Source organism: Streptomyces sp. NPDC002784 (assembly GCF_053592135.1).
Genome location: NZ_JBSFVD010000030.1, coordinates 16,707 through 30,038 on the forward strand (window position 1 = coordinate 16,707; position 13,332 = coordinate 30,038).

General features: G+C 70.4%; 9 protein-coding genes. 3 read left to right on the plus strand and 6 right to left on the minus strand.

Going from position 1 to position 13,332, the window contains the following annotated elements; genetic code table 11:
• Positions 1 to 240: 240 nt before the first annotated feature.
• Positions 241 to 1,839: an LCP family protein gene (locus tag ACWD1Z_RS32395; protein ID WP_451123638.1), complete on the minus strand. Its 1,599-nt coding sequence runs from the start codon at positions 1,837 to 1,839 to the stop codon at positions 241 to 243.
• Between ACWD1Z_RS32395 and ACWD1Z_RS32400 the strand changes: the two genes are divergently transcribed.
• The gene (locus ACWD1Z_RS32400; protein WP_451123640.1) at positions 1,829 to 2,860 is read left to right on the plus strand and encodes a glycosyltransferase family 2 protein; all 1,032 of its coding nucleotides are present in this window, start codon (positions 1,829 to 1,831) and stop codon (positions 2,858 to 2,860) included. The two genes, ACWD1Z_RS32395 and ACWD1Z_RS32400, sit on opposite strands and share 11 nt — an antisense overlap.
• 24 nt (positions 2,861 to 2,884) lie before the next feature.
• On the opposite strand, the gene ACWD1Z_RS32405 is transcribed toward ACWD1Z_RS32400, so the two are convergent.
• The 5 genes from ACWD1Z_RS32405 to ACWD1Z_RS32425 all read right to left on the minus strand — a co-directional run bounded on the left by ACWD1Z_RS32405 (position 2,885) and on the right by ACWD1Z_RS32425 (position 10,544).
• Positions 2,885 to 4,465: an LCP family protein gene (locus ACWD1Z_RS32405; protein ID WP_451123642.1), complete on the minus strand. Its 1,581-nt coding sequence runs from the start codon at positions 4,463 to 4,465 to the stop codon at positions 2,885 to 2,887.
• Between the two features lie 113 nt (positions 4,466 to 4,578).
• A complete protein-coding gene (locus ACWD1Z_RS32410) occupies positions 4,579 to 6,294 on the minus strand; it encodes an LCP family protein (RefSeq protein ID WP_451123644.1) in 1,716 nt (571 codons plus the stop codon).
• A 208-nt stretch (positions 6,295 to 6,502) separates the two neighbouring features.
• The gene (locus ACWD1Z_RS32415; RefSeq protein ID WP_451123646.1) at positions 6,503 to 8,218 is read right to left on the minus strand and encodes an LCP family protein; all 1,716 of its coding nucleotides are present in this window, start codon (positions 8,216 to 8,218) and stop codon (positions 6,503 to 6,505) included.
• Positions 8,219 to 8,461: 243 nt separating this feature from the next.
• A complete protein-coding gene (locus tag ACWD1Z_RS32420; protein WP_451123648.1) occupies positions 8,462 to 9,640 on the minus strand; it encodes an LCP family protein in 1,179 nt (392 codons plus the stop codon).
• Positions 9,641 to 9,785: 145 nt separating this feature from the next.
• Positions 9,786 to 10,544: a TIGR03089 family protein gene (locus tag ACWD1Z_RS32425; RefSeq protein WP_451123650.1), complete on the minus strand. Its 759-nt coding sequence runs from the start codon at positions 10,542 to 10,544 to the stop codon at positions 9,786 to 9,788.
• Between the two features lie 128 nt (positions 10,545 to 10,672).
• On the opposite strand from ACWD1Z_RS32425, the gene ACWD1Z_RS32430 reads away from it, so the two are divergent.
• Both ACWD1Z_RS32430 and ACWD1Z_RS32435 read left to right on the plus strand, forming a co-directional pair.
• The gene (locus ACWD1Z_RS32430) at positions 10,673 to 12,040 is read left to right on the plus strand and encodes a peptidoglycan recognition protein family protein (RefSeq protein WP_451123652.1); all 1,368 of its coding nucleotides are present in this window, start codon (positions 10,673 to 10,675) and stop codon (positions 12,038 to 12,040) included.
• A gap of 172 nt (positions 12,041 to 12,212) precedes the next feature.
• Positions 12,213 to 13,295, plus strand: a complete 1,083-nt coding sequence (locus tag ACWD1Z_RS32435; RefSeq protein ID WP_451123654.1) for a sugar phosphate nucleotidyltransferase — start codon at positions 12,213 to 12,215, stop codon at positions 13,293 to 13,295.
• Positions 13,296 to 13,332 lie beyond the last annotated feature (37 nt).

The following is a 13,332-nucleotide window of genomic DNA, read 5'->3' on the forward strand; positions in this document are numbered from 1 at the left end:
TCGCCCCGCGGCGGCGGTCATCGCGGACTGATCTCCTTGCCCCCCGCGGCGGCGGGTATCGAGGAGTAACCTCTTCGCCTCCGCGGCGGCCGGGAGGTCACTTGCAGACCGCCTCCCGGCGGAGGTCACTTGCGGAGCACCTCCCGGCGGAGGTCACCTGCGGACCACTTCCCGGCGGAGGTCACCTGCGGACCACTTCCCGGCGGAGGTCACTTGCGGACCCCCCTCCCGGCCGGCAGGTCACTTGCAGACCACCTCGTCGCCGCGGACCACCCCGGACTCGCCCTGCGCCGGGTCCACCGCCCGCACCTTCCGCACCCGCTCGAAGTCCGCCCCGGCGATCACCTTCAGCGTCGGTCCCAGTCCCTTCACCGCCCGCAGTTCACTGCCGGGCAGGGCCGCCGCCAGCGACTTCGCCGAGCGGTCCCAGCCCGGGTCGTAGGCCACCACCGTCCGCTTCACCGTCCGCTGCGCCGCGTTCACCGGCGCCCGGCTCGTCCGGAACCCCGTGGCCGCCAGCGCCGAGTCGACCCGCTTGCCCAGCCCCTCCGTCGCCGTCCCGTTCTCCACCTGCACCCGGATCTGCTGCGGGGCCACGTCCACCATCTGCGCCTCGCTCCGCTGCCGGTGCACGGTGAGCGGCTTGTCCTCGCGCAGGGCCGCGAACAGCCGGGACGACTTCGCGGGGTCCCACTTAAGCGTCGATCCGACGCCCTTCACCTCGTACCCCATCTGCCCGATCGGCACGGTGGTGAACTCCGACGACGAGGGCGAGAAGTTCCGCATCGCCCGCCCCAGGGCCAGCAGCTCATTCGTCCCGAAGCCCTTGTCGGCGCGCACCGACCCGAGCACGGCCCGCGTCACGTCCCGGAACTTCATCGGGTTCAGCAGGATCCCCGACGACGTCGCCCGCTCCACCAGCGCCGCCAGAAAGCGCTGCTGCCGCTGCATCCGCCCGAGGTCCGAGGCCCCGTCGACATGCCGGGCGCGGACGTACTGGAGCGCCGCCCCGCCGTTCAGCGCATGGGTGCCGGCCGGCAGGTCCAGTCCGGTGTAGGAGTCCTTCAGCGGCTCGGCCGTGCACACCTTCACCCCGCCGAGCACATCCACCGTCTTCATGAAGCTGGTGAAGTCGACCTCCAGATAGTGGTCGATCTTCACCCGGGTCATCGCCTCGACCGTGCGCACCGTCAGCTGCGGCCCGCCCTCCGCGTACGCGGCGTTCAGCTTCAGCGGATGCCCGCGATGGCGCTCCCCGGTCGTCGCGTCGACATGCGCCGGCGTCATCGCGTACGAGTCCCGCGGCAGGCTCACCACACTCGCCCGCTCCCGGTCCGCCGAGATGTGCACGATCATGATCGTGTCGGTGCAGTGGCAGGGCGCACCGCCGAGCCGGTACTTGCGCCGCTGCGCCTCGGAGATGCGGTCCCGCCCGTCGGTGCCGACCAGCAGCACGTTCATGCCGTGCCCGGCCTGCGGCCGGTTCTTCATGTCCTTGAAGGGGTCCACCCGCGCGATGTCCGCGTCGAGGCTGGTCATCACCGCGTGCCCGATCCCGGCGGACGCCAGCACCACCACGGACAGCGTGGTCACCGCCCGCATGGCCCAGCGCGGTTTCCCGCGCCGGGCGGACGGCTGCGGCGGCCGGCGCCGGGGAGGACGGGGAGAACGGGTTGCGGGGGATGCGGGCACGGCGACACCTCCGCGAAGGCCGTACAGCGGGGACGTGGGATCCGTGAGCACCGTAGGCCCATACGATCTGCGGCCCGGTGCACCGCCCCGGGCGGGGCGCACCGGTGTCCCCCGTTCGCGGTAACGTGAGGCCCCTATGAACGCCATGCCCGACGTGCAGCTCCCCGCCGTTTCCGTGATCATGCCCGTCCTCAACGAGGAGCGGCATCTGCGCGGAGCCGTCCAAGCGATCCTCGCGCAGGAGTACGCCGGCGAGATGGAGGTCGTGATCGCCCTCGGTCCGTCCACGGACCGCACGGACGAGATCGCCGCCCAGCTCGTCCGGGAGGACCCTCGCGTCCACACCGTCCCGAACCCGACCGGCCGCACGCCCGCCGCCCTCAACGCCGCGATCAAGGCATCCCGCCATCCGATCGTCGTCCGCGTCGACGGCCACGGCATGCTCTCGCCGGGCTACATCGAGACCGCCGTCCTGCTCCTGGCGGAGACCGGCGCGCAGAACGTCGGCGGCATCATGCACGCCGAGGGCGAGAACGACTGGGAGCACGCGGTCGCCGCCGCGATGACCTCGCGGATCGGGGTCGGCAACGCCGCCTTCCACACCGGCGGCGAGGCCCAGGCGGCCGAGACCGTCTACCTCGGCGTCTTCCGCCGCGAGGCCCTGGAGCAGCAGGGCGGGTACAACGAGGAGTTCATCCGCGCCCAGGACTGGGAGCTGAACTTCCGGATCCGCGAGGCCGGCGGGCTGATCTGGTTCTCGCCCGAGCTGAAGGTCTCGTACCGCCCGCGGCCGAGCGTGAAGGCACTCGCCAAGCAGTACAAGGACTACGGCCGCTGGCGGCACGTCGTCGCCCGCTACCACGAGGGCTCCATCAACCTGCGCTACCTCGCCCCGCCGGCCGCGGTGTGCGCCATCGTGGCCGGGCTGGTCGTGGGCGCCGCGCTGCACCCGCTCGGGTTCGTGATCCCCGGCGGCTATCTCGCGGCGATCGTCCTCGGGTCGATCCCGGCGGGCAAGGGGCTGCCGCTGAAGGCGCGGCTGCAGATCCCGGTGGCCCTCGCCACCATGCACATGTCCTGGGGCTGGGGCTTCCTGACCAGCCCGCGCTCCCTGGCCCGCAAGGTCATCGCCTCCCGGCGCCCCGCCGTGCTCAGCACCAGCAACTGAGCACGGCAGCCAGATGAACCCGGCCTAGAACGTGAAGGCCGGGTTCACGTGCATACAAGCCCCTTCGTCGGCGCCGTTGAGGGCCTTGTCGGCGTCGGGCATCTTGTCGTCCTTCTCGGGCGCCTTGTACGCCGTACCCTCGCGCCAGTCGCCGCCCACGACGAGCGTCACCCCCGTGACCTCCGTGGACCGCTTCACCGAACTCAGCGGGATGCCCAGGGACTTGGCGACCCGCTGGGCGTCGCCCTCCAGCTCCGCGCTCGGGTAGCGGACGAGCGTACGGTCCTCGCTCAGGAGCTTCGACTGATCGGCGACCGCCTGCGTGAAGCCCTCCTCCTGGAGCAGCCCGGTCACCGTGTTCGCACGCCCGCCGACCGCGCCCAGGGTGTCGCTGCTGGTGCCGTTCTGGACCTGGACAGCGATCTCGCCGTCGGGCGCCGCCGGGTCGTCCGAGAGCTTCTCCTCGGTCTTCGCCTTCTTCTTGCCCTTGCCGTCCAGTGCGATGTCCTCGCGCACCAGCCGGAACAGCTGCTCGGCGTCCTCGGTGGGCTCCACCTGCGCGCCCACGTACCGGTTCGGCATCGTGGCCATGGTGATGCGCTCCGGCTTCACCTTCCGCAGCTCGTTGCTGAGCTCGAAGAGCTTCTTCACGTCGTCGAGACCGGGGTCGACGGTGAGGGCGTCGGTGGCCTCCTCGGCCAGCCTGCGCAGCTTCAGCGGGTTGCTGAGGGTGGCGTTCTCCCGCAGCTGCCGGACCATCGAGCTCATGTACATGTGCTGGGCCTTGGCCCGGGCGAGGTCACTGCCGTCCTCGAAGCCGTAGCGGGTGCGCAGCCACTGCAGGGCCTGCTCGCCCTTGACCGGGTGGGTGCCCTCCTCCAGCTTCAGACCGGAGCCGTGGCCCTCGCTGTCGCGCGAGTGGATGTTGGCGTCCACGCACACCGGGACGCCGCCGACGGCGTCCGCCATCGACACCACGCCCGCGAAGTCGACCATGATGAAGTGGTCGATGTGGATGCCGGTCAGCTCCTGCCAGGTGGCCACCGTGCAGCCCGGGCCGCCGTTGCGCAGGCTCAGGTTCGTCGTCACCCGGCCGTTGCTCGCCGGGTACTCCTCGTCGTCGTCCGGGTCGGTGCACTTCGGTATCTGGACGAGGGTGTCGCGCGGCATGCTGATGACCGACATGTTGGTGCGGTCGGCCGACAGGTGCAGCAGCATCTGCACGTCCGCGCGCGGCGGCGTGCCGAAGGTCTCCCGCGCGCCGCCGAGCTTCTGGTTCTCCTTGGTGTCCCGCGCGTCCGAGCCGATGAGCAGGATGTTCAGCGGGGTCTGCCCGGCGGCGTTCGGCGTCGGCTTGGCGACCTTGTTGTCCCCCAGGTTCAGGTCGTCGTGCTTGATGTTGCCGTTCAGGTGCCGGTAGTAGAGATACCCAACCCCGGCGGTACCGACGATGAGTGCCGCGAGCACGGTCGCGGACCACTTCATGGCCCGCCGCCCCCGCGCCTCCGGCGCTCTGCGGCGGCCCCGGCCCTCCCCGCCGTCGGCCACCCGGGCGCCGCCCCCCGCGGCGCCCGGAGCGGCCTCGCGCACACTGCTCTGCGTCACTTGCCCGTCCTCCCCACCCATACCGATCGAACCGCCCCACCCCTGCGCCATGGAACGGGCCCGCCGTACGTCCTGTCAGACGCCCGGCAGGCCCGTCAGGTCGCCTCAGTGGCTCAACCGGAGCACTGGACCTTGTCCGCCGTCGACTTCTCCACGTCCGGCGGCTTGACCGAAGAGGAGTCGAGCTTCACGCCCGCTCCCTTGTAGTCCTTGCCCAGGATCAGGGTCATCGTCGGCAGACCCTGAGCGTTGAGCTCGCTCTCGCCGGGCTTGAGCGCGGAACCCGGCAGACCCATGATGTCCGCCAGCCGGCGTGCCTGATCTGCCTGGTCAGGAGCGTACTCGAGCGTCGTCTTCGGCTGTTCCACGCCCGCGTTGCCCGCGTTCTCGGACTTGTCGACGCCCGCCTGCGTCTGGAGCCAGGCGAGCTGCGCCTGCGCGCTGCCGGAGGCGGCGCCGCCGTTGAGGATGCGCACCCGCACCTCGGAGGCGTCGGACTTGGGGCCCTTGAGGCGGGCGGCGACGGCGGCCGCTTCTTTCTTCTTCTCCGCCTTGACCTCGGTGAACGACACGTCGTTCTTGATCATGTCGAAGACCTGGGGTGCCGTTGCCTCGTTGAGGACGACCGTCGCCTTCACCGCCTCGGCCGGGTTGTCCTTGACCGGGACGGTGGTGAAGGTGATGTTCTTCGTCGGTACCTTCTTCAGCTCCAGGGCGATGTCCTTGAGCGTGCCCACGCCGCCTATGGCCTTGTCGACCGTCAGCGCCTCGGTGGCGGCCTCGGCGAGCTTCAGCAGCTTGGTCGGGCTGGTGAGGGTGTCGCCGGAGGACATCTTGCGCATCAGGGAGCCGAGGAACTGCTGCTGCGCCTTGATCCGGTCCAGGTCACCGCTGTTGCCGAAGCTCTTGCGGGTCCGCAGGAAGGCGAGCGCCTCCTCGCCCTCCACCGTCGATTCACCCGCGGGCAGATTGAGCTTGGAGTCCTCGTCGTCGACGGCGCGCTCCAGACAGATGTCGACCCCGTCCACGGCCGTCGTCAGCGTCTTCACGGCGTTGAAGTCGGCCATCATGAAGTGGTCGACCTCGATGCCGCTGAACTCCTTGACCGTGCGCATGGTGCAGCCGGGGTCCCGGCCGCTCTCTCCGAGCGAGCGGTTGAAGCGGACGCCCTGGAGCCCGGGGATCGTCTCCTCGGACCCGTCCTCCAGCGCCGTCTCGCAGTCGGGGATGTCGACGATCAGGTCGCGGGGGATGCTGAGCGCGGTGGCGTTCGACCGGTCCTTGGAGACATGCAGCAGGATCGTGGTGTCGGCGTGCCCGGTACTGCCCTTGTCGCCGTAGCCCTCGTTGCCCGCACCGGTGCGCTTGTCCGTACCGAGGATCAGGATGTCGAAGGCCTCTTCCTTCCTGAAGCTGCTCGCGCCCGCGTCACCGACGTCGATCGTGTCGACGTTGCCCTCGAGGTGCTTGAGGTAGAGATAGCCGCCGGTGGCGACCGCCACCAGCACGAACGCCATCGAGCCGCCGGTCCACAGCAGCGCCCGCTTCGTCTTCGACCTGCCGGGCCTGCGCCCGCGCCGCCCCGGCGGCTCCTCGGGCTCGGCCCCGCGTCTGCGCGGCGGCGGCACCCTGCGGCCCGGCGCCTGCGCCGGCCGCGCGGTGGTGCCGTCCGGCCGGGGCGCGGAGCGTCCGCGCGGGCCGGGGACGGGGGAGCGGGGTGACTGCGGTGCGGAAGTGCTCAGTCGCAGTTCGTATTCACCGGTGTTCGGATTGAGCACCCATTGGTCTGCGGGGTCGATGTTCTCCGACCGCCCACGGCCTGCGTCCACGGTTGTCCGAATCCTCCGTCGGGAAGGCGCCGCGCGGAACGTCGCCGCGGGGCCCGATGCACCGGATCGCTCACACTATCCGCACACTTCGGCGTCGAGCGACGTCGGTGAGAAATTCCACGTGCGTACAACCGAATGAGGCATCCCTACAAGCGGTCAATTCGTTCCATTTCCCTGACCGATCGGTGAACTGACCGGTCACCCGGGGTCACTTGGCGCACTGGACCTGATCCGCGGTGGACTTGTCCACGCCTTCGGGGGTCTTTCCCGACGACGATCCGGTGAGCGGGACGCCCGCGCCCTTGAAGTCCTTGCCCAGGGTGAGCGTCATGGTGGGGAGCCCCTGGGCGTTGGTGACGCTCTCGCCGGGCTTCATCGCGGAGCCGGCGAGTCCCATCAGGTCCGCCAACCGCCGCGCCTCGTCGGCCTGTTCGGGCGCGTACTCCAGCGTCGTCTTCGCCTGTGCGGCACCGGCGTTGCCCGCGTTCTCGGACTTGGTGACGCCCTCCTCGGTCTGCAGCCAGGTCAGCACCTCCTGGGCGCTGCCGGTCTCCGCGCCGCCGTTGAGGATCTGCACGCGCACCTCGGAGGGGTCCGCCTTGGCGCCCTTCAGACGGGCGGCGACGGCGGCTGCCTCCTTCTTCTTCTCCGCCTTGACCTCGGTGAACGACACATCGTTCCGGATCATGTCGAAGACCTCGGGAGCCGTCGTCTCGTTGACGACGACGGTCGACTTCACCGTCTCGTTGGGGTTGTCGACCACCGGAACCGTGGTGAACGTCAGGTTCTTGGTGTTGAGCTTGCCCAGCTCCAGGCCCAGGTCCTTCAGCTTGCCGATGCTGTCCAGCTGGGAGTCGACGGTGAGCGCCTCGGTGCCCGCCTCCGCCAGCTTCACCATCTTCGTCGGGCTGGTGAGCGTGTCGTTGGACTTCAGCTTGCGCATCAGCGAGCTAAGGAACTGCTGTTGCAGCCCGATCCGGCTCAGGTCGCCGCCGAAGCCCACGGAGTGCCGGGTACGCAGGAAGGCCAGTGCCTGCTCGCCCTCGATGGTGTGCGTGCCCTGGGACAGCTTCAGATGCGAGTCCGGGTCGTCGATGTCCTTGGCCAGACACACCTCGACCCCGCCGACCGCGCTGGTGAGCGTCTTGACCGCGTTGAAGTCGGCCACCATGAAGTTGTCCGGGGTGATCCCGGTCAGCTCGGTGACGGTCCGCATGGTGCAACTGGGCGTACGGCCGCCCTGCCCGAGGCTGGTGTTGAAGCGCACGCCGCTCGATCCGGGGATGACCTTCGTGGACCCGTCCCCCTGCGTGGTCGGGCAGTCCGGGATGTCGACGACCAGATCCCGGGGGATGCTCAGCGCGGTGGCGTTCGACCGGTCCTTGGAGACATGCAGCAGGATCGTGGTGTCGGCGTGCCCGGCGCTGCCGGAGTCGCCGTAGCCCTCGTTGCCGGACCCGGTGCGCTTGTCGGTGCCGATCAGCAGGATGTTGATGGCCTCGTCCTTCTTGAAGCCACCGGTGCCGGCGCCGTCGTCCGAAATGGAGTCGATGTTGCCGTTGAGGTGCTCCAGGTAGAGGTACCCGGCCCCGGCGGTGGCGATCAGCAGGAACGCCATGCTGCCGCCGGTCCACAGCAGGAACTTCTTCGCCTTGGACGGCTTCTTCCCGGGGCGCCGTCCGCGGCGCCCGGGAAGGGGCTCCTCGGGCGCTCCGCGCCGCCGCCGCGGTGGCGGGACCGCACGCCCCGGACGCGGCGCGCGCACGGGCGTCGCGGTCCGGGTGGCGGATCTGCGGGGAGCGGCGACGGCCGACTGCGCTGCGGATGGGCCCAGTCGCAATTCGTATTCGCCGGTGTTCGGATTGAGCACCCACTGGTCGGCGGGATCGATGTTCTCCGCCCGCCCACGGCCTTGCGCGTCCACGGTTGTCCGAATCCTCCGTCGGGGCCACGCGGCGCCTTCCCCCACCAAGGCGCTCGGGTCTCGGTCAAACAGTGCGCGACCCCATGACGTACCAGGGTGGAACGGCGTGGCCAGGTGCACCGGGTCGCTCACACTATCCGCCCAGTTCAACGTGGAGCGACGACGGTGACAAATTCCACGCCCCTACAACCGGTCAATACGGAGCATTTCCGTGAACCGGTGTTCGTCGCCTTGGCGTGCCCTTTACCCGCAACCGTCCTGGGCGGCGGTGTTTCCCGAGAAGGTGGGGGCGGGGGAGGAGGCGCGAGAGGGGGCGCGCCGGTCGCGGGCGTCCGCTTCGCTCGCTCCCGGTCGACCCTTTTGGCTGACTTCGACGGGCGTGTCGTTCCGCAGCCGCTCGAACAGCCTTTCCGCTTCGGGTTCCACGAGCTGGTCGCGATTGGCGTTGTAGACGTACGACTCCCGGGGAACGGTCAGAAATTGCACACGTTCGGTGGGGATGACGCGCGCACCCCGGACGAGTTGGTACAAACCCCGCAAACTGGCCAGCGTCGGATCGGTGGTCAGCGAGGACGTGGCGGCATCGAGAACGGGATACAATCGCGCCGGATTCAGCAGGACGTCATTGCTCTGCACCTTGTTGACGAGGGCCCCCAGAAAGCGTTGCTGACGGTCCATGCGGTCGGTGTCACTGCCGTTCCCCAGGGATTTGCGGGCCCGTACGTACCCGAGAGCCTGCTCCCCGTCGAGCTCCACCCGCCCGGCGGGAAGCCGCAGCTTGGCGGCCTTGTCGTTGATGGGCTTCTTCAGGCAGACCTCGACGCCGCCCACCGCGTCGACCATCTTCTTGAACCCCCGGAAGTCCACGACCATGTGGTGGTCGATCCGCACGCCGGTGAGTTTCTCGACCGTACGGATGCTGCACGCCGAGCCGCCCATCTCGAAGGCGTAGTTGAACATGGCGAACACGGGCTCGGTGCGCTCGCCGTCCGGCCGCAGACAGGACGGCACGTCGACCATCAGATCCCGGGGCAGTGACACGGCGGTGGCGCTGCGCCGGCCGGCGGACAGATGCAGCAGGATGGTGGTGTCGGACCGCTCGGTGCCCGAGTCCCGCCCGTACCGCCGGTTCTCGCCACCGGAGCGGGTGTCGGACCCGATCACCAGGATGTTCCGCGCGCTCTTGACCAGGGAACTGGGCCGCTCGTTCTCGTAGCGGGCGAGTTCGGCGGCGGCGGCCTCGTCCGGGGTGATGTTCCCGTCGAGCTTCGCGTAGACCGCCCATCCGGCCCCGAGAGCCGCCAGCGCCAGGACACCCACCCCGAGCGAAGTCCTGCGGACCCACCGCCGGCGCCGGCGTATGAGCCCCGTCCCGCTGGCTCGGGCTCCCCACCCCGAGGCCCCGGCTCCGTTTTCGGTCACGTGTCCGTCCACCCCTCATGGCGTGCGGCCCGAAAATCTCCTTGGTGTCCCTTACGACCATGACGGGGACGGCGGGAGGGGGGTGAGCGGTGATGGGCCGAACGGGGGAGGGGGCCCCGGCCCGGCGGGCCTCACCCCGCGGACGTCACCGGGCCACGGCGGTGACCCGTTCGCTCTCGATCCGCTGGGCCAGGGCCTCCTCGCTCAGCTCCGCCAGGTTCCGGCACAGCACCACCGACCCGCCGGTGGCCAGCGCGCCGTACAGCCCGGCGTTCAGCCCCTCCCACGTGTCGTACCCCAGCCCCGACAGGATCCGGGACCCCGGCCCGGTCAGCCCCAGCCCCGTCGCCTCGTCCCGCGCCCGCTCCACGACCTCCGCCCCGCTGAACTCCCGCCCGGCGACGATCAGCGCCGCCCCCTCGGGGTCCACCGCGGAGAACGGCACGAACCGGTCCCCCTGCCCCGGCACCTCCACCGCGTAATCCGCGAACCCGGCCGGCGCCTGCGGGAAACGCCCGCCCAGCGGCCGTAGCGCCAGGGCGATCCGCTCCCCGCCGCAGCTCCGTGCCGCCTCCAGCGTGCCGGGACCGCTCACCACGACGTCGGCCGCGGCCACATCCGCGCCGCCCACATCCGCGACGGCCCCCACGGACGAACAGGCCAGCAGCCACACCGCCGTCTGCCAGTGCGCCGGCAGCAGCAGCGCCACCCGGTCCCCGGGCCCGGCGCCCAGATCTCCCTGGAGGAGATTCGCGGTCTTGGCCACCCAATTGGCGAAGGTGGCCACGGACAATTCGACGCGTTCCCCGGTGGCATCGTCGTAGAAGGTCACCAGGGGACGCCCGGGGTCCGCGGCAAGCGCGGAACGCAGCAGGTCGGCAGGGGTGCGATCGGTGGCATTCACCCGCGTTAGCGTACGCGCCCACCACCCCCCGCACCCCCGCGCCCACCACCGTTTCGGCCGAGCATCGCTCGACGCCCCGTCAAGTCCCCGATGGACAGATATGTATGACTATGTCCAACATCAGGGGCATGCGTGGATTCCTTGCTTCCTCGATCGGTGTAACTTGCGCGGCCGCTCTCGTCCTTCCGCTGGCCCCATCCGCCGCCGCGGCGCCCATGAGCCCAGCGCCGACGGCGGAAGCGGTCACCGCACCCGGCGAGAGATCGACCCCCGGCCACACCGAGTCCCTCCCCCTGACGACGCTCCCCAGCACGAGAGCGACCCCCACCGCCCCCGAACAGGGCCTGCCCCCCCGGGACGTACGCCGCTTCTCCCTCGTCGGCGTCATCTGGGACGACCCCGACACCGAACTGCACGGCCGCGTCGAGGTCCGCACCCGGGCCACGGCCACCGGCACCTGGTCCGGCTGGCAGGACCTGGAGACCCACAACGCCGAACACGCCGCCGACCCGGACACCGCCGAACGCACCTCGGGCCGGGTACGCGGCTCCACCGCCCCCCTGTGGGTCGGCGACTCGGACGGCGTGGAGGTACGCGTCAGAGCGGACCAGGCCGAAGACCCGTACACCAACCCCCTCCCGGCGGGACTGCGCCTGGAACTGGTCGACCCGGGCCGGCAGGAGCCCCGGCGCCCGGCCACCCGGGCCGCCGCCCCCGAGGACACCCCCGCCACCACCCTGACCGCGGAGGCGGCGGCGGCCTCCGCCGCCAACGCCGAACTGGCCCCGCTGGGCGCCCTGGAGATCCCGGAGCTCACCCCCGAACGGACCCGCGAGGAACTGCTCACCCTGCGCGGCGCCGACCTGACGGAGGAGCAGAAGGCGAAGCCGTACATCGGCCCCCGCCCCGGCATCGTCACCCGCCGCGGCTGGGGCGCGAACGAGAGCTGGCGGGAGAAGAAGTTCGTCTACACGAAGAAGGTGAAGGCGGCCTTCGTGCACCACACGGCGTCCGGCAACGGGTACAAGTGCTCGCAGGCGCCCTCCGTCATCCGCGGTATCTACCGCTACCACGTGCAGAGCATGGGCTGGCGGGACATCGGCTACAACTTCGTCGTCGACAAGTGCGGAAACATCTACGAGGGCCGGGCCGGTGGCGTGGCCAAGCCCGTCCTCGGCGCCCACACCCTCGGTTTCAACACGCACAGCATGGGGATCGCCCTCCTCGGCAGCCACGGCAGCAGCAAGCCGTCCGGTGCCGCCGTGAAGGCCGTGGCACGGCTCACCGCCTGGAAACTCGGTCTCTACGGCGCCAATCCGCGCGGAAAGACATACCTGAAGTCCGGAGGTGGCAATCTCTACGCAAAAGGTAGGAACGTACGACTGAACGTGATCTCCGGCCACCGTGACGGCTTCGCCACGGAGTGCCCGGGCTGGCAGATGTACCGCAAGCTCGGCACGGCCCGCGCGACGGCGGCCGAACTCCAGGGCCGCTGACCGGGCGCCGCCGCCGGAGGAACACATTCACCGCCATCGGGGGGAAGGCGGATCCATGACGAACGCCGCACTGCCGTCGAGGGCACCGCACACGGTCCGTACGCAACGGTCTGCATACACTGACCGGCCGAAAGACAGTTCGGCCGGTCCCGGCAGGAAGCGGAGACAACAGGTGACAGAAGCGATCCTCCTGGTCGGCGGCAAGGGCACACGGCTGCGTCCGCTCACCGTGCACACGCCCAAGCCCATGGTCCGGGCGGCCGGGGTCCCCTTCCTCACCCACCAGCTCGCGAGAGCGAGAGCGGCGGGCGTCGACCACATCGTCCTGGCCACGTCCTATCTGGCCGAGGTCTTCGAGCCGTACTTCGGCGACGGCGCCTCGCTGGGCCTGCACATCGAGTACGTCACCGAGGAGGAGCCGCTCGGCACGGGCGGCGCCATCCGCAACGTCGCCTCCCGGCTGCACTCCGCTCCCGACGACCCGGTCCTGATCTTCAACGGCGACATCCTGACGGGCCTGGACATCAGGGCGCTGGTGAACACCCACCGGCGCACGGGGGCGGACGTCTCCCTGCACCTGACGCAGGTGACCGACCCGCGGGCGTACGGCCTGGTCCCCACGGACGAGACGGGCCGGGTGACGGCGTTCCTGGAGAAGCCGCAGACCCCCGAGGAGATCGTCACCGACCAGATCAACGCGGGCGCCTACGTCTTCCGCCGCTCGGTCATCGACACGATCCCCACGGGCCGGCCGGTCTCCGTGGAACGCGAGACCTTCCCCGGCCTGCTCTCCGCGGGAGCGCACCTCCAGGGCATGGTCGACTCGACGTACTGGCTGGACCTGGGCACCCCGGCGGCCTTCGTACGGGGCTCCGCGGACCTGGTGCTGGGCCGGGCCCCGTCCCCCGCGGTCCCCGGCCGCTGCGGCGACCGTCTCGTCCTGCCCACGGCCCGGGTCGCCCCGGACGCCAAACTTGCGGGCGGCACGGTGGTGGGCGAGGGGGCCTTCGTGGCGGAGGGCGCCCGCGTCTTCGGCAGCACGATCCTGCCCGGCGCGGTCATCGAACCCGGCGCGGTCATCACGGACTCCCTGATCGGCACGCGTGCCCGAGTGGGCGAACGCTCCATCCTCACCGGCACGGTCATCGGCGACGGCGCCGTCATCGGCCCCGACAACGAACTGACCGACGGCGCCCGAGTCTGGTGCGACGCCCAAATCCCCCCAGGATCCCTGCGCTTCTCCCCGGACCAGTAATCCGGCCGGCACCTCCAGCCCGTCCGGCGTTTGAGGA